A 25,788-nucleotide genomic window follows, 5' to 3' on the forward strand; every position below is an offset into this window, starting at 1 on the left:
GCTGTCGCTTCGTAAAAAATCTTGGTGGAGGGGGGCAGATTCGAACTGCCGAACCCGAAGGAGCGGATTTACAGTCCGCCGCGTTTAGCCACTTCGCTACCCCTCCAAATAAAATAAATACTTAAAGGTTCTTAAGTATAAATGGTGGCTCAGGACGGAATCGAACCGCCGACACATGGATTTTCAGTCCATTGCTCTACCAACTGAGCTACTGAGCCATATTATAATAGAAGATTTAATTTTCAAAAGAACATTCAAGAAATAAATGGCGGTCCGGACGGGACTCGAACCCGCGACCTCCTGCGTGACAGGCAGGCATTCTAACCAACTGAACTACCGGACCAAAGCTTTTTGCGCTAGCAAAATAGGTTTCCATACGTGACTCATCGCGAATTATCAAGTTCCTAATTCATAAATAAATCAAAATGGTATTGCGGGGACAGGATTTGAACCTGCGACCTTCGGGTTATGAGCCCGACGAGCTACCGAACTGCTCCACCCCGCGACGATAATAGTGTTTTTCAAAAGATAATATGGAGGAGGAAGGGGGATTCGAACCCCCGCGGGCTGTTACACCCCTGTCGGTTTTCAAGACCGATCCCTTCAGCCGGACTTGGGTATTCCTCCGTATAATGGACCCTGTAGGACTCGAACCTACGACCGGACGGTTATGAGCCGTCTGCTCTAACCAACTGAGCTAAGGGTCCTTATAAATCGTACGTTATGTATTAAATAATAGCGGCGGAGGGGATCGAACCCCCGACCTCACGGGTATGAACCGTACGCTCTAGCCAGCTGAGCTACACCGCCACGAATCTACTATGTGATTGGTTTTCTGTGAAACCAATCAAGTTTATTTCACTTCCGTAAATAAACTTGGTGGAGCCTAGCGGGATCGAACCGCTGACCTCCTGCGTGCAAAGCAGGCGCTCTCCCAGCTGAGCTAAGGCCCCAAATAAGGTGGTCGGGAAGACAGGATTCGAACCTGCGACCCCTTGGTCCCAAACCAAGTGCTCTACCAAGCTGAGCTACTTCCCGATATATATGGCGCGCCCGAGAGGAGTCGAACCCCTAACCTTTTGATCCGTAGTCAAACGCTCTATCCAATTGAGCTACGGGCGCAAAATGAATTCTATATTAGTGATGTAAGGAAAGTTATTTTGCTTGCGCAAATTAATGATGATTATTTTGCTTTCGCAAAAAATCCTGGTGCCGAGGACCGGAATCGAACCGGTACGGTAGTCACCTACCGCAGGATTTTAAGTCCTGTGCGTCTGCCAGTTCCGCCACCCCGGCTAGTTTGGAGCGGAAGACGGGATTCGAACCCGCGACCCCCACCTTGGCAAGGTGGTGTTCTACCACTGAACTACTTCCGCGCAAGTATTGGTGCGGGTGAAGGGACTTGAACCCCCACGCCTTGCGGCGCCAGATCCTAAGTCTGGTGCGTCTGCCAATTCCGCCACACCCGCAAATGGTAAGATGTTTTGCCGAGGCAAAAATCTTTGGTGAGCCATGAAGGATTCGAACCTTCGACCCTCTGATTAAAAGTCAGATGCTCTACCAACTGAGCTAATGGCTCATCTCATATTAAACCAAATGGTGCCGGCAAGAGGACTTGAACCCCCAACCTACTGATTACAAGTCAGTTGCTCTACCAGTTGAGCTACACCGGCATATAAAGTTTCCGTGTGATTAAAATGGTGGAGGATGACGGGATCGAACCGCCGACCCTCTGCTTGTAAGGCAGATGCTCTCCCAGCTGAGCTAATCCTCCGTTATCTAACTATTTCCTTCAAAAACAAAATGGTGACCCATACGGGATTCGAACCCGTGTTACCGCCGTGAAAGGGCGGTGTCTTAACCGCTTGACCAATGGGCCATACATTTAAAATATCCCGTTCGAGGACATGTATTACTATATCAATTAGTTTCGCAGAAGTCAACTTCTAATTCAATATAAAAGAAAACTTTTTTTCAACCTATTCATTATAGCATTTTGTAAGCCGAAAAAGAATATACCATATCTTTAAAGAATATATCAATAGATAATTTCAGCCTTCATAAATTTGTCTTTTATTTCTATAGATTTATTCAGGAGTTCATCCTCCAAGATTTATACTTGTCCAACTAAAATACCCACTTCCACTCACTTATGTCTCATTAGTAAAACGATGCTCAAAACACTTGCAGCAATCAATCAGCAGGACTATGACATATTCGCTCAGGCGAATGATGTGTTAGTTGAAGGGAGAGCTAGGATTAGAAACTTCACCCATGAACTTGAAAAGTTAGCTGAAGAAAATAATGTTGAGATGACGATTTAAAATACAGCAGGAACAAGCGTGCATATTTTAAACAAACGTTTGTTTAGTCGTCCTCCCTTCTGTCTTAAAAGGGATTTTTCAATTAATCAAACGTTTGTTTAATAAATTATCTTAATACTGAAGCTACTGATATCCTCGAATAAAAAGATCTCACCCTACTCAGGAGTGAGATCTTCAGCAATGCATTATTTCTTCTCAACCACAATAAAACACGTACTATCCGGAAGACGCACCGGTCTTCCGATTTCATCAGTAAGCTCGACCTTCTGTTCTAAATGTTCTTCATATCCTTCTTGCAGGTAATGCTCAAACACCAGGATTTCAGCCTGGTTTCCAAGCGTCGCCTGGATAAATTCACGAAAGCCTGATGGAGTGAAATAGCCGAATTGCTCCTGTACTTCATGGGGGTATGCTTCTTCCCCCCACGTATACGTGTAGAGGAATTCCATTGCATCGTTTATATTCAATAGGACCGCATCTTCCCCTGCTGGTGTATAGGTGATTGCTCTCCCTTTGAAATCTACGACGTATCTCTTAAAGAAGCCGAGGCCGTGTGGGTCTTTAAAACGAATGATTCGCTTCTCTTCTCCCAGCTCTGTCATGATGCCGTCCCGGATGATGATCCTTCCTTTTGGTCTGAGAGCTTTAAGGGAACTCTTTAAGGTTTGGGAAATGACCCCATGATTGAATTTTTCACCTTCGTAGGGAATGTAGGAGAACATCTCATGGAGGATCGACGAGAATACGATCGTGTCGGCCCCTTCCTTCCCGATGTAGTCTTCGAGCTTGAGAGCATCTCCCTGCATGACTTCCCATGCCGCGTTTTCTCTTTGCTTCTTCCGCTTCAGCTCCTCCACCACATTGACGGCAATGTCGATTCCGATGACGGTGGCTCCAGGGTGGTGACGGGTCAACAGGTCCAGCATGACGCCTCCCCCCGGACCGATATCGACCATTGTCTCTCCTACAGCGTAGTCGGAAATCTTTTTCTTGAAGTCCTGTGAGCTATTCATATCACTTAGGTAGGTTTGTTCATTGTTCAGCCTGTCATAGGCATCCTTTCTGAAGTTGAACAGGTCATATAACAAGACGATGGCCCGGTCATAAAGTGGTGATTTTTCCGCTTCCTGGCAGAATTCAATCAGCTTCTCCCCTGCCCGTGAAAAAGAAAACCCAACCCCCGCCATTTCTTCCTGTGCATGAAGGGGCGCTGTGATCAAACGGACATGGTCGTTTGAAGGGTGTTTCCCGTTGACGATTTCTTCGATTGTGCACTCGGCGAGATACGATTCTATGATTCTTTTTTTATAAACATTGACGGTCTTTCTGCCTTTATAGTCGTAAAACAGCTCCTTCATCAAGGGCTCAAAGGAAAGCTGTTCCAGGCGGGAATGCCGTGTCTTTCGTTCAATGAGCAGAAAGATCTTGATCCATTCTTCAAACGTAAAATCTGTGAGGGAGGCTTCGACATACCACATATCCGTTTCCCCAAAAAAACGTTCCAGAAGCTTTTCTGCATCGGGGTGGGAACTCAGCCAATCATCGTATACGGCGTCAACGTTCTCCCCGCGTAAAGAAGCAAGGTCCCGAAGTCTATGAAGTCTTTCTTGAAATGTTTGCTCTTTGGACACTTCTCCATCGCAAATCCAGCGGTTCACCTCTTCCATTTCCTTTTGTACCGAGCTCCAGATCCCGGGGGATACTCCCTCTACGATACAGTGATTCAGTGCATACAGAAGAGGAAACATCTCTCCTGTCGCCACTTCGATCAGAGGATTCATGGATGAGTACCTGACTTCACCCCGTATGTATTGACCGGCGAGACCGTGTGTCAGGATCAGAACATACAGTAGCTTCTCCCTCTCACGATTACGATTTGTTTCCGGTCGTTTTTCCATTTCATAGGCGTAAATTTGCGCCGACCCAATATTATGAATGGCGAGGTGAAAGCCGTGATCAAGCCACTCTCTTCGTTGGTGGGGAAGGCCACACTTGGCCGTTTCACTCCATATGAGGACTTCTTCCACTAATTCTTTCTCTTCTTGAGGAAGACTCAACCCATCCAGTACTTGGAGTGTTCTCTCTACGTATTCCAGTACCGGATTTTGTGCCATATGTTCCAGGGATTCGACTTGCTCAAGGTTCACATTTTTCTCTTTCGTAAGAGAAAGGTATTTTAGCCACTTATGTTCCCGAAGGATGAGTGTATTGCCTGATTTCAGTTCGGTGATTGCACGTAAAGATGAAAGCATCGTTTTCGCCACCTCTTTCTCGTTATTTACCTTTTCATCATACATCACTCTGGGAAAGGAATGTCTGAATTTCCTTTTTCATAGACTTAATGTATAGGAAGGGAGCTGGTCTCAATGCTTGAGTGGAGTGCTGCTATCGCGGCCGTCGCGTTTACGATTCTTGTGGCTTACTTGATTTTGACATTAAGGAGAGTTATGAATACGCTGGACGAAACGAAGAAGACGCTGTCTGACACGAGGAATGCCGTCAATGGTATTACAGAGGAGGCAGAAGAACTGATCCATACGGCCAACCAGATTTCTGTTGATGTAAAAGGAAAGATGAAAGCCGTTGATCCGTTGGTCGAGTCCGCACATGATGTCGGGGACATGATCCAAAGTGTGACAAGCTCAGTGAAAAGGGCCGCTTCGCAAAAACGGACACCCAAGACGATTCATACCGGGGAAAGCAAGCCGGTGCAGATTAAATTGAAGTAAACGGAGAAGAGGCTGAAACGGCCTCTTTTTTAGCTCATTCTCAAGCAACTCCACCGGCGACCTCCAACAGCCAATAACCATGCATGAGAAAAACACAACTGTAGGATACTGCCGCAAAGACAGACACGAGAATCAATACTCTTGACGACCGTTTATCCGCTTTAAGATGAAAAAGAAGGAACAGCAAAACGCACGAAAGACCGACCTTCAATAGTAGAAACAACCAAGGATCCCTAAGATAAAGGGTATGCATGAGGGGATTGGATTCTGATATATAATGAAAGTGCAAACCATACATCGTGAGAAATGCGTCTACGAGGTTCAGGAGTAAGATATAAAGCAGCAGGTACTTCATTTAATTCATTCTCCTATTCATTATTTATCGTGGCTTTAAAACAATCATATCATATAATTCATTATAACATCCATGTTATGTTCTTAATAAAGAATAACAAACAAATGTTTATTTAACTCCTCCCTTCCTTTTATTGATAGAGATGGGTCCACTAATCAAACGTTTGTTTAAATTTCAGCAAAAAAAATCCCAACCCTACGAATAAGGTTGAGATTCTGTGAATAGATCAATGTTTCTTTTTCTTCTTCCCTTTCTCATCAACCTTGATGACAACAGTAGTCAAAGGATCCAGGGTCAATGTGTCGTTGCTCATGCTAAAGCCCGATTTCTTTGAAACAGGATGTGTCCCCGCTTCATCGTTATCCACGACCACTTTTCCTTTCGAGAAGTCATAGTCTCCGATAGACAGTGTCCTTGCTTTATCATCCGCATTCACAAATACATAATAATCACCCGTATCATCCGTCGATACGTTCTTATACGCAAGCAGCAAGTCCGTATCAGCGATTTCAGGGATATCCATCAGGGATACATTCTGATCGACCAGTTCTTTGTCGCCGAGTCGGAACGCACTGGTGGATCTTCTCAGCTTGATCAATCCTTCTGTGTATTCCCGTGTGGTTGTGTTGATTTCGTATTTCTTCTTGTTCGTTGCTTTTTCCCAGTCAAACATGTTGATGGCGTCGGATGAATCGTAGGAGTCGTGGATGAAGTAGCCGAATGGGTCTCCATTTTCGTCCTCTAATTCATGATATTTCTGTTCCGGGACGCCTTCGCCGAGCCACTGCTTGGTACGGCCATATTCCTGGCCACCATGAAGGAATGCCGTCCCTTGTGATGTAAGGATCATCGAGTTCCCGAGACGAATCCGCTTATGGATTTCCAGATTATTTTCCGGAATAGCCGGGTCCTTCTTGATCGATTGGGCAATCACGTCGTACAGCGGCAGATTATCGTGGGCCGCGATGTATTGGACCATATCGCCCGGGTCGTCGTCAGCTGTGTTGCCCGGCTGGCCTTTGATGTTGTTAAAAATAGTGTTGATGTCGCGCGCGCCACCGGTCAGGAAGCGTGGCTCCCCTTCTGAACCGAAACCGGATTTCAGTTCGTTCCGGATTTCGTCGGAGAAGACTCCTACATCGTCGGTTTTGTCCATCCAGTCCTGATCGGCTCCCATTCCTTTTAAGGAAGGATCTGAAAGGTGACCGGCGAATGTTCTCCAGCCTTCCCCGATGAACAGGGCGTCCGGATTGATTTCAGCTGCTGCGTCATACGCTTTCTGGATCGCTGGATAGCTTGCGTCCCCCATCATATCGAAGCGCATGCCGTCGATTTTGTATTCGTCGAACCAGTATTTCACCGAGTCCACCATCAGCTTCTCAGCCATCACATGGTTGGTGGCGAGGTTATTCCCGAAGCCACCGAGGAAGTTCCCCTGCTCATCCTGGAACGCATAATAGTTCGGCACGATGTCGTTCAGTGTGCTTGTTTTGGCCATATGGGTGTAGACGACGTCGAGGACGACTCCCATGCCTTTATCATGAATCGCATCGATCAATCGCTTCGTTTCCTCGATGCGCAGCTGTGGATCGGTCGGATCCTCTGAATACGCACCGTCCGGAGAGAAGTAGCTGTGAGGATCATATCCCCAGTTGTACTCGTTGCCTCCCGCGGAATACTCAAGCTCCCGTTCACCCATCTTCGTTTCATCACCGTAATACCAGGCCATGATCGGAAGCAGCTGAACGTGGGTCACACCCATTGATTTGATGTAATCAAGCTTCTTGATGAAGGCGTCATACGTGCCCCATCTTTCCTTTTTCAAATCCTTCTCGATGGACGGGTCGGACGTGAAGTCACGGACATGAATCTCGTAGATGACCGCATCCTCCCGTTTTTCATAACCATCGATGGAGGCATGAGTGAATTTCTTGGGGTCCGTCCCCTTCAAGTCGACGATCGCCGCCTTTCCGACGTTATCGCCGTCAGGGCCCGCTTCACCCTCTGTGTTGACAGTGAAGGCCGCCATGGATTTGGCGTACGGATCGAGGACTTTTTTCGTTACACCGTCATTGGTCACTTCGTATTGATAATAGAAGCCTTTCAAATCTTTCACTTTAAGGTCTTTTGCTTTCAAGTCCGTTGACCATACGCCGTTTTCACCTAAAGTCATGTTCACTTTTCCAATGATTGTTCTGGCGTCTTTTTTATGATAGATATTGGCGACTACTTTACTTGCCTTCGGTGCCCACAGTTTTAACGTAGCATTTCCTTTTTTGTATGTGGCACCAAGGTCATCCCCATCGTAAGCATACTTATTATCAAGCAGTCGCCAGCCGGCTTCCGCAGAAACGGTCCTGCCAGAGTAGGTGATGGAAAGAGGGAGCTTTTTCAAATCGAAATCAGCTTTCACTTCCACCGTTTTGTCTCCCGTGATCTTGGCGCTGTTTACTTTCACATCGGAACCATCGCTGTCTTTGATGGCCAGGCCTGAAAGCAATGCGTCTTCCGTCAAACCATCCGTCATCGTAAAATTCAGGCGGATCGTGTCATCCGAAATGACTTCAGATGAAACCAGTCCCGTCGCCACATCTCCATGCGGGGAAATGTAGACGGTATCCTCGCCCTCTTTTACCCATAGTTGATCATACTTATCGAGGAGGTTGAAGGTTTTGTCTCCGCCATCCTTCTCACCGGTTGCCTCATTTAGCACAAGGAAGCCGATCTGTTTGGCATCTTCATTCAATTCAACGTCTACATATGCGCCATATCGATCCTTTTTTGAAAAATCCAGTGCGCCTGTCGGCCAGTTCTCTGTCGGGGATCTCACATCTCCCCACGTCCATAGACCGAAGTTTTCATAATTCCCGTCTTCACGGTCATAGTGGATGCGCACCGTGTTCTCAGGCAGATCCACCGGCTCATACGTATACACCTTATCCGATTCCTGCTCGATCCAGATTTCATTCACTTCGGGGTTTGTAATGGAGAAGGCTTTGTCTCCGCCGTCCTTACCCGCGTCGCCTTTCGTTACATCCATGACGAGGAATCCGATGTTTTTTGCCCCTTCAGCAAGCGGTACGTCAATGTATGCCCCATAGCTGTCGGTTTTTTCAAACATCGTCGCTCCTGTCGGCCAGTTTGCCGATGGAGAGGCGACGTCATTCCACAGCCAAGCCCCGAAGTTTTCGTAGTTAGCATCCGTGCGGTTATAGTGGATGCGGATGTTGTTTTCAGGTACAGGTTCCGCTTCAGGGTCCTCTCCTCCAGCCGCTGTACCCGTGATACTGCCGCCTTCAACCGTGAGGAGTGCCGTACCTCCGTCTGCTTTGGAAGGAAGGGTCAATGTTACTTTACCCGATTCAGTTGTAGTAAGGGTTTCTCCAGAATAAGCATTCGTCACGACCGCATCAGGAGAATCAACCGTCAGCGTGATCTCTTTCGCTTCGTCCGCTACGTTTAAACCAACGTATACGGAGTCGTCTTCATAGTCACGGGAGAATAGTAGAAACTTGTCGCTGTTCGACCCGCCGACTGTATGCCTCTCACCTTTCGCAAACACATCCGAATGGGCTCCCCTGAAGTTCAGGATTTTTGTATAGTGGTCCAGCACATCATTATTCTCTACATCATCCCAGTTCAGGTCATAGCGGTTATCATACTGAGGGTAATTATTCGCTCCGCTCTGCCCAAGCTCTTCACCGTAATAAATGACCGGCTGTCCTTTTGAGGTCGCCTGCAGGGAGGCAGCAAGCTTCAGCTTTCCTTTGTCCCCGCCGAGTGAATACAGGAATCCGTCTTCATCGTGGCTTCCGAGGAATTGTCCCAGCGTTGCCGTGTTGTCGATCTTTCCGTTTCGGGCCGTCAGCTTGTCATTGGCCGTTTTCAGATTGCCGTCCACAAACTCACGGGCGATATCCTTGAACCCGAAGTCGAGAAGGGAGTCCATCATCCCCGTGTCAAGATAGCCGTAGTCATTGTCAGCACTTGCACCCCATGCTTCGCCGATCATTTTGTGCTTCGGCATTTTTTCCGTGATGGCGTTTTTGAAGGCCATCCATGTGGCGTCTTCCACATGCTTCACCGTATCGACACGGAAATAGTCGATCGTATTGCCTTTATCCGTTTTCGCTTTTTCGATCCAGTCGGTCTGCCAGTCGATGATCTGCTGGCGCACTTCAGGATTCTCGGTCATCACGTCAGGAAGCCCGGCCAGTTCACCGACCACTTCGTCACTACCAACATTGCCCTGACGAAGGATATCGCTATACTTTTCACGTTCGGCGTCCGTCGGATACCCGGCAGGACGCTGATCTTCAGGCAGCTCGCCGTCGATTTCCTTCAATCCATAACCGGTGTGGTTCAACACGACATCCACCATGATCTTGATCCCGCGATCATGTGCCTCATCAATCAGGTTATGGAAGTCGTCCATGCTTCCGAAGTGAGGATTGAGCCCGCCGAAGTTGCTCGCCCAGTAGCCGTGGTAGCCGAAATAAGGCTCCCCCTCTTCCCCTTTTCTCACATCGTACTTCACATTCTCCACAACCGGACTGATCCAGATCGTGTTCACGCCAAGCTTATCAAGGTAATCGAGTTTTTCCGTGATCCCTTTAAAATCCCCGCCTTGATACGAACCGCGTTTACTTTTATCATAATTCAGATTGTACGGATCATCATTCGATGTATCCCCATTGAAGAATCGGTCCGTCAGCATGAAATAAATGATCGATTCATCCCAATCAAGGTCGGAATCTCCGACAGACTGCCTTGCTTTCACTTCGATTTCCGTGCTTCCTTTATAGACGTTTCCGTAGGAGTCGACTGCGGTTAGAGGAATCGATTTGGTTCCTGACGTAATGTCGTCATCCACAGAAAGGGTCACTTCATTCAGTGATGGATCGATTTCAAGCTTCTCCGATCCGCCCAATGAAGAAACATCCGCCGTGATTTTTTGAATCGTTAAACCATCTGTCAATCCTTCGATGTCAATATTCAAGACGGCGTTTTCGTTATAGTCCACAGCTGCAGGAGCCACGGAACCCGTCACGGTCAGATCGGCTTTCTGGAAATCAAGGACCGATTTGCCGTCCACCGTATTGTAAGGATCGCTCACTTCCGTCGTCACGCCATCTTTTGTGACTAAAAAACTGTACTCATTTTTCCCGTTAGGAATGTTGTCGTATGGCAGAACGAAACGCTCATTCTCCGGCTCATACGTCATTTCCTTCGTCTCTCCGTTGTACTTTAATTCGACTTTTTCGATCGTATCCATTTGATCGTTTTGGAAAAGGTCCTTGTCACGATAGAAAAATGTCGCATCCCCCTGATCGATAACCGGTGCGGACCCATCCGGTACGATGCGGATCTTCTCGACACCACTTGTTATGTAGGCCTTGGTGAGAGTGTCGTTCTTATTGACCTTGATGAAGCGGTCCCCGAATTCCTTCTCCGCAGTATTCCAATCCTCGGTACTGCGCAGCACAAATCCGAACTGCTCCGTTTCAGGTGCGACGGCGATGTTCGCTACCGCCACTCCGTTTTCATAGGAGTCGAAGTTGATTTGATCATCCTTCACCCCTGTATTCCATGCCCATATGTTCCAGCCGTCGTACGTTTCGTCTTCACGGTCATACGTGAAGCGTAACGTGCGGTCACCTGAATCCGCTGCTGTCGCCGTCTCATTTCCGTCGGCAACGGCAGAAGCTGCCGGAGCGAATGGTGACCACAGGCTGATCAGCATCATCAATGTCATAACCACTGAGAAGTGACGCTTTGTCCTATTTCTCATTCATGTTTTCCCCCTTAATTGGATAAATAGAATAATAGAAGTGCTCGTGATGATACTTGTGGAAACGTTTGCGCAAATGGTTAAAAAAATGTGAGGTAACTCCCGGGGTAGTAATTTCGAACTAATGCAAACGCTTGCAATTGTCTGTCTTTTTTATTTTACAATAGGTGGGTGGAGGGTGGCTATATGACTATTGGGGGATTTTTTACTTATTTTGCTTGTTCAGTAGGAACGGTCTACGGTTTTATAAATGAAGGATTTGAATACTCCCCTCTTGCTCCTCCATATATTAGCCTATTTCCCTAGCGCCATCATATAATAGAAGGAAGGATTTCATGACAGGGGTGAGCTTAATGAAAAAAATGGTTTCACTTACCTACTTATTCGGAGTTGTTTTCATTTTAACCAGTGCACTTTATTTTTTCGCTTCTAACTGGCAGGAATTTTCTCGGCTTGAGAAAGTGGCTTTAGCGGGGACATTGATTGTATTGTTCTATGGAGCGAGTTTCCTATTGGACCGTGTATTGAAGGGAGCCCATTTCCTTTCCAACTGGCTGTTGGTCAGCGGGGTGATTTCCTTTGGTCTTTCCGTTGCGTTGCTCGGACAGCTGTACAATTCCCATGCGGACAGCTATTTATTGTTTCTAGTCTGGTCCATTCCCGCCCTGCTGTTCAGCTTGTACACACGTTATGGCGGATTTTACACATTGACCCACATCCTCATCCATTTGACGATCTACTTTTATCTGTTCCCTTCCACACCATTCGGGCACTGGACCCTCGCCCATACGTGGATCGCATTCGGAGTCGGCATCGCGAACTTGCTCTTATTTTTAATCATTAAAAAGGGATACATCCATTCAAAACCATTGCTCTACCTGAGTCTCGTCTCAGCCAATCTTCTTCTTGTCGTCACGGCCTTCGATAACCCGTATTCCGCTTTCTTCACCCTGCTTTATATAGGCATCCTCGGAGTCGGGATTTACCGGTATTTTCATAAGGAAACATCCATCTTTATCATTCTATCAATGTTCGGAACGGGGTTTATCATCATCAAAATGTTCGAGCTGATGGCAAGATACGTGTCCAGTCTGTTCTTCATCGGTCTTTTACTGGCAGCCATTCTGTTATTAACGGGAAGTGTATTCCTTGTGAACTACTTACGAAACCATTCCGCTTCCCGTCACTGGACAAAGACAATCTTCGTGGCAAGCGTCACGACCATCGCTTCTGTCTTCATCGTGGCGTCTGTTTTCGGCCTGCTTTCATTGTTCATGGTGGATGTGTCCATGACCACCCTATTCGTATTGGCGACGGTATTCCTCGTCATTCCGAGTACAGTAACGAACTGGCCATCCCCTGTAAAATATTCGCTTATGATGACCGGCATCGTGATCGGGATGATAGCAAGTGTGTTTGATGAATTTTCGTTTGTTATGTTCTTTGTTTTCGCCTTCGTGTTTTACGTTGAAAAACGGACTGCTGCGAGATTTATCGTTTACCTTCTGTTTCAATTGAATACAGGGATCTTCTTAGGGCAAACGATGGAACTGGGTGCTCATGCCCTTCTTCTCGTGATGGTGCTCTTAAACGGAATCGCCTATCTCCTGCTGAAAAATAAACAGGTCCTTCAGTATGGAGCGTTTCTCAGTGGATTTATAGCCTTTTTCTTGTTAACGACGATTGATTTATCGTTTAGTCTTCATATTTTCTATTGCACGCTATTTTTTCTGATCGCGACCTTATACGTGTATGTTTTCAAAAAGCAGGGTCTTCAGGTTTATTGGATATCATCCCTAGTATTCTGGTTCATGCTGATCGTCCAGTTGTATTATGATCTTGCCTGGAAGCTCGTTCATAAATCCGTGCTCTTTGCCGTGTTGGGCATCGGCTTTTTACTGGTGGCCGGATACCTGGATAGGAGGGGTGGATTTGAACGGAAATCGCACTCGATCCTTGCAGGAAAAACGCTTGGTATCCTCATCATCATATGTCTTCAAGGCGGATGGATCGGGTATCAGGTGTATTCGTACGAAACCCTTTTGCAAAAAGGGGAAACGGTCATCCTGGAACTTCAACCAGTTGACCCAAGGTCCCTCCTACAGGGAGATTATGTGGAATTGAACTACAGTATTTCTCAACTGGAGGATACCTCCATCGATGACAACGGGCCCGTCACGATTGTATTACGTGAAAACCCACAGGGCGTCCATGAATATTTAGGAGTTTATAAGTTTAATGGAATATGGAATGCGTCTTATGAAAAGAAACCCGGAGACGTGCTCTTAAATGGAAAAGTGACAAGCTCGTGGGACAACAGTGCCCACGTCACGTATGGAATCGAACATTTCTTCATCCCCGAAGGAACCGGTCTCGATGTGGAAGGGAAGGTGAAGACTGCAGTGGTGAAGGTGAGTGATAAGGGGGATGGGATATTGGTGAGATTGCGGGATTAGAGGAATGGTTGTTATGGGAGGTGGGTTCTTTCCACCTCTATTTTTCTTGGTTGCGGGCGAGACTCCAATAATACGGATAAAAGGCGGGGTGGGAGCCCCCTTTATTTAGATTTAATGAGTTCCGTCATGATTGAATTCTCCTTATATCCCTCAGCTGTTTCTTTATGTACTCCATTATCATTGACAATGATTTGATACGTCCCATTAGGAATGGTGTCCATACTTTCTAAATCATTTGAAACTTTTTCTAGAATGCTTTTACTTGGAGATACCTCCTCCTCTTCCATAAATAAAATAATGTTAATGTCTAGATTTTCTTCATCAAATAAGTCCTCATTGAATGCACTTTTCAGATCTTCTATTTTGGCATCCGGATTTTCCATATATAAATCAAATACGGGCTGAATTGCCTCATCACCATAATATGAAGTCATCGTATAATGAGGGGTCATGAAACCTGTTCCACCGACATTCTGAAGTGATTCGATCGTTCTCCCTGTTACCTTATTATCCGACACCACTTCGTCAAGGTAATCAGCCAGGTTCTGAAACTCATCATAAAATATCACTCTATATAAAGCTTCCCTAATGCCTTCTTCCACCGCATCTTCCTGTGACATAACATCTTCAGAAATGATTTTTTTCGTTCCCTGATTGATCGGGACAATGGCATAAGAATAAAAGTGCACGGATCCCACCGACTCAACAAAGACGGTGACGCCATCAGCATTGCCTACTAAATTATGGACTTTCACCTCAGTCTTATATTTCTCTAAGAAGAAATTTTTTACCGCCTTTTCCACTTCACCACTTTTTCCCTCGGCGATCTTATCGTTCTCATCACCATTATTCAAAAAGTAGTCTTCCCCTGTATATTCCTGTACGCTAGCATACTTATCTTTCACTTCACCCTGCGTATTTTTCTTTTCGGAAACTGCATTCATGCATCCTGCTAGAAGTTGGGTCAGTCCTATTCCCAATATCAATCCTTTAATTTTTCTGTCCATGATTATCTGCTCCCCCTATACAGGCCTATGTATCAACAAATATATGAAACCCTTCAATTGGCAAAAAAAAGAGGAACAAGCAAAGGACCTGTCCCCCTATAATGTGACACGATCCACTTGTTCACGCAGTAGGATCATGTTGTCTTTCAATCTTTTTGAGATTTCGCATAAAGCTTGAATGGATTTTCCTTTGTGATGACTGAGCTGGTAGACGATATCGTCAAAGAGCAGCTCCATCTCTTCATGGATGGCCATGGCCGATACATTGTAAAGGTGGATATTGGCGTAGTCCGTTGAGTCAAAGATGGCAGAGTCGATATAAGGCTTGAAGCTCTCCAATAAAGCTGGAAACCCGATGGTCAATCTGGTTAATCCATCCCTGAGACCTTCAATGGTTCCAGCCAGTTCGTCGATTGGCTCCAATGCGGAAGATACGTATGAGCGGATTTTGTCATCGAAATCTGAGAAGATGCTGATGATTTTTCCAGGCACCGTGCCGCTTAGCGCTATGTTCATAGCGCCTTTGATTTGAGCTGATATCATCTCCAACGTATTCTCAATGGCGAACGCAAGTCCGGTCAAGGTGCCTAACAGCGGAAGAAGCAGACCGTGTGAAGCTACTTTGAAACTTTCAAAGGATCCTTCCAATAATACTTCTTTCACCTTCATTCCGATTAGCATATGGTCAGAGGTTTGCAGGGTATAATCGTTTTTCTTCGACATCGTCACCGTATGTTGAACGGATGCCCCAGATGAAATGCTGGCGCTCAAGGAGGCATCCCGCTCACCGAAGTTCGTTCCCAAATCTAAGACCTGTTCTTTGAACTCTGCAATGTTACCATTCAGCATCGCAGTATTATGGTTGATAATTTTATAGTGTGCGAGAATATCGTTTACAAGAACATCCTCCAGAGTCTCTTTCCCTCCACTGAAAAGCTGCGGGATTTCTTTATGAAGAATGTTCTGAAGGAACCCGGTCATATTGGTGATTCCACCTTTGAACTCCAATAACTGACTACGTGCCTGCCCGAAAATACTTTCCACACTGATGCTTCTGTTGAATAAGTGCTCAACCAATTCAGCAGGAGGGGAATTCAACACTCCATTGAGGGATCGGCTTGCATTTTCAGCCATATCGACAAGGGAAATGAGGTGATCAATTTCTGAGGTCAACCGGTGACTGGTTGTTGTAATGCCGATAAATAAAGGATTGCCAATCAAATTTTCAAAAGAATACTCAAAGATCATCTGCAGGCGGCTCAATCGCTCTGAATGACGGTCTCCTTCATGCTGGGCGATCTCTTCTGAATGGATCAGGTACTCCTGAGCATGACCCAGCCTTTCCGAAACATCCCCTTGCATGGCTTCCGCCAACAGATTGAGGTTGTCACGATTGATTTCGATTCTATCTGAGTGTCCGCCATAAAGGGGCTCGCCGGTCCAGATGCTTGTCATGATGTGGGCATCGGCTTCGTCATAGATTTCACCATAACCTGGTTCTCCATCTATGCCAATAACGTATTTTCCCCCATCGGTATATCCTGTATGATTATTTTTCAAGATGCTAAACTTTTCACCGATCTGCGGTATACCTGTTGAGATATCGTATCTTTTACCCGGGATTCGTGAATCGAGATTCAGGGCAATGAGCGTACCTGTCAGGACATCATAGTTGGTGAAGTAGTTGGTGATGTTGTCGTAGTTTTTGTTTGGGTCCATTACCCCCTTTGGAAATAGAGCTGGATTTAAAGTAACGGACCTTATATCTGGTCGATTTCTTACAGCGTAGTTTGCAAGGGGTCCTCCGAGGGAGTTACCTGTTACCGAGCTCACTCCACCCATTTCAAGAAATTTATTATCTGCTTCAACTAAGTAAGAGTTTGCCGCTTCAAGTTGAGCAAGGGTTAAATCACTTAATAACTGCACATCTGTTAATACATCCTGACTTCCATTTTCGGCCGTTGCATCTGTTCCGACAAAGACAACCGTTATTTCATTTGTGTTAATATTCTTTACAGTAAGCGCATCAAGTCCTGTTGGATCATTATAATGAACATCTAATACTATATATTGGTTACCATTAATAGTGAAAGTATCATCAACTGGTGGCTTTGTATATGCCTTTTTGCCTGCCAATTCGACTAAATCTTTATCATTATTTGACACAACTGTGCTACTGTTATTTTTCCCCATATTAATCCACCTTTAATTCTTAACGATATAGTTTCCATGTCCTCTACTTAACGAGTTTTCTTTCTCCCCAGTAAAACTGTCCTTATAAACTTTATTGTCATTTAGATACAAACTATAAGATCCTTTAGGTATACCTTCTATTCTCTCTAAATCATTTGCTACACGTTTAAAAATTTCTTCACTTGGAGAAGCATCTTTATCTTCCATAAATAGCCGTACGTTTATTAATAAATTTTCTGGAGAGAAAGAACCTTCTACGTAAGCACTCTTTAGTTCCTCGATATCAGCTTCCGGATTTTTCACAAAAATATCGAATACCGGTTTTATTGATTCATCATTATTAAACGTTGAAATAAAGTAATAAGGTGTCATATAGCCTGTTCCTCCAACATTTTGTAATGACTCTTCAGTTTTCCCGACAACTTCACCTTCCGAGACTAAGTCCTTAAAGTAGCTATCCAACTTATCAAATTGCTCTTGAAAAATTAAACGATATAATCCACCTTTTATTCCATCCTCAACCTGACCTTCCTCTGAAAAGACCTTATCTCCATGAATCTTTTTGGTATCTATATCAATTGGCACAATAGCATAGGTATAATAATGGAGTCGTCCAATTGATTCAACAAAAACTGTTGCCCCATCCTCATTTCCTACAATATTATGCACCTTGATGTCTGTTTTGTAATTTTCCTTAAAGAAACTCTTTACTGCACTCTCTACTTCATCTTTATTGTCTTCTGCAATTTTATCCATCTCTTCCCCATTGGGTAAGGTATAACCCTCTCCCTTATAATTCTGCACGCTTACTAATTGCTTTTCCATTTCTTTTGAAGGTTCCTTTTGCTCATCCACACCATTACCATTCGCATTATCCATATTCATACATCCTCCAAGTAATAATGAAAGTCCGATTCCATATATAATCCACTTATTTTTTCTGTTCATGAATGTCTGATCCTCCTAATTGGATGGGTTCATTTTAAAGAATTACCTTTATATTGTATAAAAGTCTGTAAAGTATTAACAGTTCAATCGGGAATTCCTTAGATCAATCAGGAAAAACAGGAAAAAAGTAGTGGTGACGATTCGTTTCTACATTTCTTTTAACCTATTCATATTGCTGGAATTATCGTGAGTCTTCAGACTTATACATTTGTATAATTACCCCAATTATTCAAAACATAACCTGTTGTTTTAGAAATTTTTGTAAGGTATGAACAGGGTAAGAATCCCTATTCTCCTCTGAAGCAGGGGGAAGCAGAGGGAAGCAGGGGGACGGTTCTTTTCTACTATTTATTTTTTTATAATATAATCGGGGTCTGCCCTTTCAACAGTATTATCTTTATCTCCGCTACCCGAAGCTTTACCAATCATATTGTCATGTAGAAGAAGATTATAGGCCCCATAAGGTAGCCCTTCCGCTTCGTCAATAACTTTTGCAATTTCATCCAGCTCTTCGTTGGTTGGATTTGAATCTTTTTTGTTCTTAAAAAGCTGAATCGTAATATTTATTGACTTTGGGTTTAATTTTTCTAAATTTAATTCTTTTATTTCTTCCTTTGAAAGGTCGGGATTTTCTAAATAACGTTCGACGATTTGCTGTGATAATTCCATATCGAAAAATGATACAAAATAATATTCATTCCCAAATCCGAATGATTTAGTATTATTAATTGCTTGAGTCGTTTCCCCAGTAAATGGATAATCGCTTGTGATTTCTGCCAATACCTTATCCAACTCGTTAAACTCATCTTCATATACCAATCCATATACACCAGAAGTGATGGCATTTTCCACCTCTCCTTCTAATGAATAAACCTGATCAGTCAAGATTTTCTTCCCTTTTGCGTCTATAGGTACGACCGCATAGGTATGGAAATTTGGCTTACCAATCGACTCAACAAATACACTAGCTCCATCAACATTACCTACAATATTATGAACTTCGACATCCGTTTTATATTGCTCTAAGAAAAAATCTGTCACAGCCTTTTCCACTTCTTCACGGTTCGCTTCTGCAATTTTGTCATTTTCTTGCCCATTTTCCAGATAAAAACCTTCTCCATTATATTCCTGAACGGTTACTAAACGATCGCTTTGATCTTCCACTGCATCTTTCGTATTCTTCTTCTCATCCACACCATTACCATTCGCATTATCCATATTCACACATCCGCCAAGTACTAATGGTAATCCGATTCCATATATGATCCACTTTTTTCTTATGTTCATGAATATCTGTTCCTCCTAATTGGATGGGTTCATGTTAAAGAATGACTCTATATGGCATAAAAGTTTGTTAGCAGTTCCTTTGTGCAGGTAAGGGTAGTGGTTACTGTTTGGACTACTCAGTGGGTCATACCCCTTACTCTTTAATAATCTCATCTGGGATTGCTTTTTCTAGTGAATTATCTTTTACCCCTTCAAATGATTGTTTCAGAACTGTATTGTCGTTAAGGAAGATGCTATAAGTCCCTCTTGGTATATCAACCATACTTTCAATATCGCTAACTACTTTATTAAAAACTTTTTCATCTGGATCAGTATCTTTATCTTTCATAAACAAATTTATAACAACTCTAAACTTAGTAGGATCAAATGCTTGCTCATTATAAGCAGCCCTTAATTTTTCTGTGCTAACCTGAGGATCTTCCATATATAAATCATAAACCGGTTTAATTGATTCATCATTCACAACAGTAGATGACAGGAAATAATAAGGAGTCATATAACCAGATCCACCCACATGTTGGAGGGATTCAACCGTTCTTCCAGTAACAGGTTCTTCGTTTGCAATTTTTTCTAAATAATGATCTAAGTGATCAAATTCGTCTTTAAATATACTCCTGTATAGGCCCTCAGTTATAGCACTCTCCACCTGTCCCTCTTGAGTAAACACACGGTCAGATTGAATTTTTTCATTGGCTATATCAATGGGAACAATTGCATACGTGTAAAAATGAAGCGGATTGGTTGATTCCACGAATACTGTAGCTCCGTCTTCATTGCCTACGATATTATGCACCTTCACATCTGTCTTATATTCTTTCAAGAAAAAGTCTTTAACCGCTTTCTCTACCTCTTCATGATTCTCTTCTGCCATTTTGTCTGTTTCTTCCCCGTTTTTAAGGGCATATCCCTCCCCTGTATATTCTTGCACTCTTACATATTGATTCTTAACTTGTTTTTCAGCGCTTTCTTTATCATCCACACCATTACCCTTCGCATTATCCATATTCATACATCCTCCAAGTAATAATGAAAGTCCGATTCCATATATGATCCACTTATTTTTTCTATTCATGAATGTCTGATCCTCCTAATTGGATGGGTTCATTTTAAAGAATTACCTTTATATTGTATAAAAATTTGGAAAGTATTAACGGTTCAATCGGGAATTCCTTAGATCAGTCAGGAAAAAAGGAGAGGTGACGATTTCCTTCTACAATTCTTTTAACCTATTCATGTTACTTGAATTGTCGTGAGTCTTCAGACTTATACATTTTTATAATCACCCCAATTATTCAAAACATATCCTGTTCATATAGAGATTTTTTAAATCTTACTCAGATAATCCTATTCTCCTTTAATCACTTCCTGTTCGATTGAATTATCTTTAAAGCCTTCAAACGATTCTTTATGTACCCCGTTGTCATTTATCGCTACCCTGTATGTCCCTTTTGGGAAATCGTTTCTTTCCTTTATATCGTTTGCAATCCGTTCCATAACCTCTTCACTGGGCTGGACGTCCTCTTCTTTCATAAAGAGCATGATGTTAATCCTCAGGTCATCCGCTTCGAATAAGTTCCCCTCATACACTTGTATCAATGTTTCAATACTGGTTTGATGATCCTTCATATACAATTCATACACAGGCTTGATGGCTTCATCGCTGTTTAGGGATGACATAAAATAATAGGGTGTCATATAGCCCGATCCTCCCACATTTTGAAGGGACTCGACAGTTCTGCCAACAACCTTCTCCTCCGAAACCACCTTCTCAAGATATGAATCCAGATTCTTAAATTTTTCCTCGAATATCAATCTGTATAATCCTTCCCGAATGCCTCTTTCCACTTCCTCTTCTTGGGTCCTCACATCTCCAATCATCCTATCTTCCGTACCCTGATGAAAGGGGACTAGTGCATAGGTATAAAAATGGACAGGTCCTTTCGACTCAAGAAATACCGTCACCCCATCCTTATTTCCTACGAGATTATGAATCTTCACCCCAGTTTCATAGTTCTTCATGAAAAATGCTTTGACAGCTTTCTCTACTTCATCTCGGTTTGCTTCTGCAATTTTATCGTTTTCCGCTCCATTCATCAGTCTATATCCTTCTCCTGTATAGTCCTGCACCCGCGCATATTGATCCTTCACTTCTTGTTGTGTGCTATTTGCGTTCGTACAAGCTCCTAGTAACAGGGAAAGTCCAATGACATACTTGACCCATTTATTTTGCCGAACCATGAAGCTTCACCCTCCTATCTACTACACCTATTCCTTCACAATGGAATCCGGAAACGATAATTCCAGGGAGTTATCTTTAATTCCATCATCCACCTTTTCATTGATTAAATTATCATTGATGATGATGCTATAGTTTCCTTTTGGTATCGAGTCCATCTCCTTTAGGTCTTTTTGTATTTGATTAAATAATGCTTTATCAGGTTCTGCCTGTTCCTTTTCCATAAATAATTGAATCGTAATATTATAGTCCTCTGCTGAGAATTCTTCTATTGAGAATAGCTGTTTCAATCCACTCACCGGTATTTCCGGGTCATGTAGATATGCTTCATATACTGGCAGGATCGCTTCATCATCGGGAGGGACGGATAGATAATAGTATGGAGTCATATAGCCGGACCCCCCGACATTTTGTAGGGACTTCTCCGTTTTTCCCACCACTGCATTCGCGGAAACAATTTCACTCAGATATTGCTCCAACTCCTGAAACTCTTTCTTAAATAATAGTCGATACAGTCCTCCCTGAATGTCCCCCTCAATGTCTCCGTCTAAAGAGGTTACGTCCCAGACCCTTTTTTCACTTAAGTCCATCGCCACTATGGCACTACTGTAAAAATGGACGGGTCCTGTTGATTCTACAAATACCGTTGCACCATCCACATTTCCCACTATGTTATGGACGTTGACATCCGCTTTGTAGGTTTTCATAAAGAAATCTTTCACCGCTTCTTTTACTTCTTCGCTTTTTTCTTCAGCGATTTTGTCCGCTTCTTCTCCACCTCTGAGCACATATCCATCTCCATCGTACTCTTGCACTCTTACATAAGTGTCTTTATACGGACCATTCGTTTCACCTTCTTTATGTAAACAAGCTCCCAGCAATAGGGATAGACCGATTATTCTACTTATACTCTTCTTATATTTAGTCTTCATGCGTTGTTCATTCCTTCCATATATCAAGGGTCAATTACCATACCTCACTGCTGCTTGAACGACCGCTTCATAATCTCATCCGGAGTGGTCCTTTTAACGGAATTTTCATTTATTCCTTTAGACTAAGATAGTTTGAGTACCGAATTGTCCTATACCAACCCTTCTGTTATGGCACTTCTCCCCTGTCCTTCGTGGTAAATAGACCTAATTTTCACGTTATCCCATAAATGTATAATTACCCCAATTCCTATCATTATAAGCTATTTGTTTGATTACAAATGAGTTGTTCGGAAAAAAATTACATAAGGAGATCACGTTGCCTGAGCTAGGAACGAAGTCAATAAGGTCTCGGATATTCCGGGTTGAAATATCCAAGCCCCATCTATATAACCCTCTCATTTAAGAAGCCCAAAGGAACAAGTTCCCTTGGGCACATAAATACGATCAAGCTATTGAGTGATTGCATTTCTAAGTGACTCAAAACGTTCCAAGCTACTAGGCTGCCTCCCCCCGCTCTTTCTCCAAAGCTCGCCTCCGAAGCCCTCTTCCACCGATCACACAGGAAATTCCTATTAAGGTAAGGGAAATCAAAGATAAAGTACTTCCTTTTTGGTAAGGAAGATTTGTGTAATATCCATACTTCTCTCCAGAGAGACCCCTGATCCATTGTGTCTCCATTTTAGACTTCTGATCCTCCGCGAAATTACTTACCTTTATCACTCCATTTTCATTTACGTGGTACGTACGAAATTGTTTTGATTCAGGTGTCAGCCGAAGGGCCATGATAAATGATTCCTTCCCGGTTTCCTTATCCACCATGATCTTGTATTGAATGGCATCAGTAAACGCACTCATTTCCTCTGCATCAGATTCAACCTTGAAGCCTTTCATCTTTGCCTCAGGTTCATCTTTCACTTCCAGAATAATCGCTCTGTCCAGTCCATCTTTCTCTTCCAGAAACGTATTCACCTTTACTCCATGAAACACCTGGACAGGATAGACCTCGCCATCTTCCTCCAATGACCTGAACTCATACTGTTGTTCGAATCGGGATTGATAGAATGTTTCCCTGATGGATTGAAGAACAAAATAAGCAGCCAGGGTGAGGATAAGCAACCCTGCTATGAATACGAAGTGACTTACATATAACAACCGCTTTTTCATAGTCATTCATCACTCAAATCTATAAAATTTGATTTGTATATTACTTCTTTAACTGATCTCTATTAACCTTTGGGAAACGCGTCAATTTTTTTGGAATTTTTTGTTGAAAGGCACTGAATGGTGTCTCATTATTAGAGCAAGGGACCTGTTCCTCTTGGATATATGCATGGGGAGGAAAAAATGGATTATTCGAGTTAGCGTGCATTTAATGAAGTACGTGAAGATATCTCATTGAGCTACAGGCACCTCTACCAAATGCAATTAACGGAGTCCATCAATATGATTGAAAATAAAATAACTGTCCTCTACTCAGAGATTCAGGCGTTGCAATACAGCATTTCTCAGGAGAATACTATGGCATACAGGAGCTTCAAACAAACGAGCATCATTCTTTCATTCTCAGTGAAAAGAACTTCGACCGATTAAGCAATCCGGACAAACTAAAAAAGGTCCGTAAAAGCTCAAAATTCACACCTGAAGAAGAGCTCAGCTTCGACCTATTTACAGTGGATTTAAGACGCTTTGATTGGACATTATTCAACATATCCAACTTTGGGATTGTGTCACTGGAGGATGAAATGTATCTGGAGAATATCCTATTCTTTCTTCCATCCACCCAAGGAATTTGGCTCAGCGAATACAGCGATGATACCGCGACGATCCATTTCCATTTAGCCGATGAGAAAGAATGGGAAGACATGTTGCGGAGCATCGGACAGTTTGCGTCACACCTGGTTGAACAAGAATAATACATGGCACGCAAAAGCCTCACTATCTTCAGTGAGGCTTTTGCATATGATATGGCAATTAGAATAAAGACAATTCTCACCGTTCAGATTTGTACGCAATATACCCACACCAAATGGCTAAACATATGGTCACGATCACCCAAAAACCGAACATCCCATTCACCTCAATTTCTCCTGCTTAGGCCGTTTCCACCTTTGTTATGGTTTATTATACCTTCCCATTTTTTAGATGATAATATGAGATTAGTCTGGTTTTCAGGTATGAAAAACTAGAAATGATGGGGTTTTAAACATGAAATGAAAAGTAAATGCTGTCCCTTTCCCGTCATTCTTTATTAAACGGGGTATCCGATAGCTTAATTGACTCCGTCGGACAATCTTCATACGCTTCTTCAACATCCTCCATAAACTCTTCGGGAATTGGTGTGTTGCCTTTGTTATTGTCTAACAGGACAAAGGCCAATCCTTCTTCGTCGTAATCGTAGACTTCCGGGGAGGATGCTCCGCAGGATCCACAGGCAATACAAGTTTCCTGATCGATCATCGTGTATTTACCCATTTAAAAGCTCCTTTATATTTTGATTGTTTCTTTCTTTTCCGCATTCCCCATCACGCTTGTACTATGTAATGGCTGCACGCGTGCACTGGGATCGACATATTGTTTCGCATGGCTGACTGCTACAGGTGCCTCACCAAATCCGGTTGCGATCAATTTGATTTTCCCTTGATAGGTGGCGATATCCCCAACGGCAAAGATCCCTTTTATATTCGTCTCCATTTTATAATCAACCACAATTGAATTTTTCTCGATTTGAAGCTCCCAGTCTTTTATGGGTCCAAGGGAAGAAATGAATCCATAATTGACAAGAACGTCATCCACATCAACGAGTTCAGTCTGCTCCTCTTTCGCGTGTTGAAGGACAACTTGTCGAATCGTATCGTTCTCTCTATTTAGATCAGCCACATTGTAGGGAGTCATGACTCTTACATTCGAATCCAGTAATCGTTGAACACTGTGTTCATGGGCCCTGAACTTATCCCGTCTATGAACGAGTGTCACCTCACTTGCAATTGGTTCGAGCATATTCGCCCAATCCACAGCGGAATCCCCTCCTCCGCATACCATCACTTTCCTCCCTTGAAAGCGGCTTAAATCATTGACAAAATAATGGAGATTGTCATATTCCTCGTCCATTTTCTCAATCCCTAACGTCCGTGGCTTAAATGCTCCGGCACCAGCTGTAACGATGATGGTTTTGGTCTGATGTACTTCCCCATTATTCGCCGTTAACAAGAAAGACCCATCAATGATTTTTTCCACCTTTTCGATCGTTTGTCCGAGGCATACAGAAGGGTTGAACTGAGAAGCTTGCTCCTTTAAGCCTTCAACTAAATCCTTTGCAAGCACTTTAGGGAATCCTGCTACATCATAGATATATTTTTCAGGATATAAAGCCGACAGTTGCCCTCCTAACTGAGGCATACTTTCAATGATTTTCACACTCATCTGCCGCATCCCAGCGTAAAATGCAGTAAATAATCCTGTCGGTCCTCCCCCAATAATTGTGACATCAAAAACTGAATCTTTTCCCATGCACGTAACCCCTTTTCTTCAAC

17 protein-coding genes and 17 tRNA genes are annotated in these 25,788 nt (G+C 43.4%); 4 read left to right on the forward strand and 30 right to left on the reverse strand.

Features of this window, described 5'->3' with window-relative positions:
- Positions 1–22 precede the first annotated feature (22 nt).
- The 17 genes from P8596_RS21660 to P8596_RS21740 form a co-directional block, all read right to left on the reverse strand.
- Positions 23–106: transfer RNA gene (locus P8596_RS21660), tRNA-Tyr, on the reverse strand.
- Between the two features lie 36 nt (positions 107–142).
- A tRNA-Phe gene (locus P8596_RS21665) sits at positions 143–218 on the reverse strand.
- 48 nt (positions 219–266) lie between these two features.
- Positions 267–343: transfer RNA gene (locus P8596_RS21670), tRNA-Asp, on the reverse strand.
- An 88-nt stretch (positions 344–431) separates the two neighbouring features.
- Positions 432–505, reverse strand: a tRNA-Met gene (locus tag P8596_RS21675).
- Positions 506–534: 29 nt separating this feature from the next.
- Positions 535–627 (reverse strand) — tRNA-Ser (locus tag P8596_RS21680).
- Between the two features lie 6 nt (positions 628–633).
- Positions 634–707 (reverse strand) — tRNA-Ile (locus P8596_RS21685).
- Positions 708–736: 29 nt separating this feature from the next.
- Positions 737–810 (reverse strand) — tRNA-Met (locus P8596_RS21690).
- A gap of 67 nt (positions 811–877) precedes the next feature.
- Positions 878–953: transfer RNA gene (locus tag P8596_RS21695), tRNA-Ala, on the reverse strand.
- 8 nt (positions 954–961) lie between these two features.
- Positions 962–1,038: transfer RNA gene (locus tag P8596_RS21700), tRNA-Pro, on the reverse strand.
- 7 nt (positions 1,039–1,045) lie between these two features.
- Positions 1,046–1,122, reverse strand: a tRNA-Arg gene (locus P8596_RS21705).
- An 85-nt stretch (positions 1,123–1,207) separates the two neighbouring features.
- A tRNA-Leu gene (locus tag P8596_RS21710) sits at positions 1,208–1,296 on the reverse strand.
- A gap of 5 nt (positions 1,297–1,301) precedes the next feature.
- Positions 1,302–1,376: transfer RNA gene (locus P8596_RS21715), tRNA-Gly, on the reverse strand.
- An 8-nt stretch (positions 1,377–1,384) separates the two neighbouring features.
- Positions 1,385–1,469, reverse strand: a tRNA-Leu gene (locus P8596_RS21720).
- Positions 1,470–1,503: 34 nt separating this feature from the next.
- Positions 1,504–1,579: transfer RNA gene (locus P8596_RS21725), tRNA-Lys, on the reverse strand.
- Positions 1,580–1,597: 18 nt separating this feature from the next.
- Positions 1,598–1,673 (reverse strand) — tRNA-Thr (locus P8596_RS21730).
- Between the two features lie 25 nt (positions 1,674–1,698).
- Positions 1,699–1,774: transfer RNA gene (locus P8596_RS21735), tRNA-Val, on the reverse strand.
- Positions 1,775–1,804: 30 nt separating this feature from the next.
- Positions 1,805–1,879 (reverse strand) — tRNA-Glu (locus P8596_RS21740).
- A 292-nt stretch (positions 1,880–2,171) separates the two neighbouring features.
- Between P8596_RS21740 and P8596_RS21745 the strand changes: the two genes are divergently transcribed.
- Positions 2,172–2,324 (forward strand): hypothetical protein, encoded by a 153-nt coding sequence (locus P8596_RS21745; RefSeq protein WP_279725073.1) that lies wholly within the window; start codon positions 2,172–2,174, stop codon positions 2,322–2,324.
- 185 nt (positions 2,325–2,509) lie between these two features.
- On the opposite strand, the gene P8596_RS21750 is transcribed toward P8596_RS21745, so the two are convergent.
- Positions 2,510–4,576: a class I SAM-dependent methyltransferase gene (locus P8596_RS21750; protein ID WP_279725074.1), complete on the reverse strand. Its 2,067-nt coding sequence runs from the start codon at positions 4,574–4,576 to the stop codon at positions 2,510–2,512.
- Positions 4,577–4,690: 114 nt separating this feature from the next.
- Here P8596_RS21750 and P8596_RS21755 point away from each other — a divergent pair, with 114 nt between their 5' ends.
- Entirely contained in the window at positions 4,691–5,053 is a 363-nt protein-coding gene (locus P8596_RS21755) for a DUF948 domain-containing protein (protein ID WP_229597188.1), read from the forward strand.
- Between the two features lie 40 nt (positions 5,054–5,093).
- Here P8596_RS21755 and P8596_RS21760 read toward each other — a convergent pair whose 3' ends face one another.
- Both P8596_RS21760 and P8596_RS21765 read right to left on the reverse strand, forming a co-directional pair.
- Entirely contained in the window at positions 5,094–5,408 is a 315-nt protein-coding gene (locus P8596_RS21760; protein WP_279725075.1) for a DUF5658 family protein, read from the reverse strand.
- A gap of 226 nt (positions 5,409–5,634) precedes the next feature.
- Positions 5,635–11,199 (reverse strand): pullulanase, encoded by a 5,565-nt coding sequence (locus P8596_RS21765; protein ID WP_279725076.1) that lies wholly within the window; start codon positions 11,197–11,199, stop codon positions 5,635–5,637.
- Between the two features lie 353 nt (positions 11,200–11,552).
- Here P8596_RS21765 and P8596_RS21770 point away from each other — a divergent pair, with 353 nt between their 5' ends.
- Positions 11,553–13,655 carry a GDYXXLXY domain-containing protein gene (locus tag P8596_RS21770; RefSeq protein ID WP_279725078.1) on the forward strand — a complete coding sequence of 701 codons (2,103 nt, stop codon included), beginning with the start codon at positions 11,553–11,555 and terminating at the stop codon, positions 13,653–13,655.
- 101 nt (positions 13,656–13,756) lie between these two features.
- Here the strand turns inward: P8596_RS21770 and P8596_RS21775 are convergent, their stop codons facing one another.
- From P8596_RS21775 to P8596_RS21810, 8 genes are all read right to left on the reverse strand, one after another.
- A complete protein-coding gene (locus P8596_RS21775) occupies positions 13,757–14,662 on the reverse strand; it encodes a DUF1672 family protein (RefSeq protein ID WP_279725079.1) in 906 nt (301 codons plus the stop codon).
- A gap of 96 nt (positions 14,663–14,758) precedes the next feature.
- Positions 14,759–16,855 (reverse strand): SA1320 family protein, encoded by a 2,097-nt coding sequence (locus tag P8596_RS21780; protein WP_279725081.1) that lies wholly within the window; start codon positions 16,853–16,855, stop codon positions 14,759–14,761.
- Between the two features lie 12 nt (positions 16,856–16,867).
- A complete protein-coding gene (locus tag P8596_RS21785) occupies positions 16,868–17,803 on the reverse strand; it encodes a DUF1672 family protein (protein ID WP_279725083.1) in 936 nt (311 codons plus the stop codon).
- Positions 17,804–18,151: 348 nt separating this feature from the next.
- On the reverse strand, positions 18,152–19,090 hold the full coding sequence (locus tag P8596_RS21790) for a DUF1672 family protein (protein ID WP_279725085.1): 939 nt from the start codon (positions 19,088–19,090) through the stop codon (positions 18,152–18,154).
- 133 nt (positions 19,091–19,223) lie between these two features.
- Positions 19,224–20,162 carry a DUF1672 family protein gene (locus P8596_RS21795; protein WP_279725086.1) on the reverse strand — a complete coding sequence of 313 codons (939 nt, stop codon included), beginning with the start codon at positions 20,160–20,162 and terminating at the stop codon, positions 19,224–19,226.
- Positions 20,163–20,434: 272 nt separating this feature from the next.
- Positions 20,435–21,328, reverse strand: coding sequence for a DUF1672 family protein (locus P8596_RS21800; protein ID WP_279725087.1), 894 nt, complete (start codon positions 21,326–21,328; stop codon positions 20,435–20,437).
- Between the two features lie 27 nt (positions 21,329–21,355).
- Positions 21,356–22,258: a DUF1672 family protein gene (locus P8596_RS21805; protein WP_279725088.1), complete on the reverse strand. Its 903-nt coding sequence runs from the start codon at positions 22,256–22,258 to the stop codon at positions 21,356–21,358.
- A gap of 495 nt (positions 22,259–22,753) precedes the next feature.
- Positions 22,754–23,422: a hypothetical protein gene (locus P8596_RS21810; RefSeq protein WP_279725089.1), complete on the reverse strand. Its 669-nt coding sequence runs from the start codon at positions 23,420–23,422 to the stop codon at positions 22,754–22,756.
- Positions 23,423–24,000: 578 nt separating this feature from the next.
- Here P8596_RS21810 and P8596_RS21815 point away from each other — a divergent pair.
- On the forward strand, positions 24,001–24,171 hold the full coding sequence (locus tag P8596_RS21815) for a hypothetical protein (protein WP_279725090.1): 171 nt from the start codon (positions 24,001–24,003) through the stop codon (positions 24,169–24,171).
- A gap of 325 nt (positions 24,172–24,496) precedes the next feature.
- Here the strand turns inward: P8596_RS21815 and P8596_RS21820 are convergent, their stop codons facing one another.
- Both P8596_RS21820 and P8596_RS21825 read right to left on the reverse strand, forming a co-directional pair.
- Positions 24,497–24,730 carry a ferredoxin gene (locus tag P8596_RS21820; protein WP_098438905.1) on the reverse strand — a complete coding sequence of 78 codons (234 nt, stop codon included), beginning with the start codon at positions 24,728–24,730 and terminating at the stop codon, positions 24,497–24,499.
- Positions 24,731–24,742: 12 nt separating this feature from the next.
- Complete coding sequence (locus P8596_RS21825; RefSeq protein ID WP_279725092.1) at positions 24,743–25,765, reverse strand: NAD(P)/FAD-dependent oxidoreductase; 1,023 nt, start codon at positions 25,763–25,765, stop codon at positions 24,743–24,745.
- Positions 25,766–25,788 lie beyond the last annotated feature (23 nt).

It is taken from the genome of Rossellomorea sp. DA94, assembly GCF_029834455.1.
Lineage (GTDB): Bacteria > Bacillota > Bacilli > Bacillales > Bacillaceae_B > Rossellomorea > Rossellomorea vietnamensis.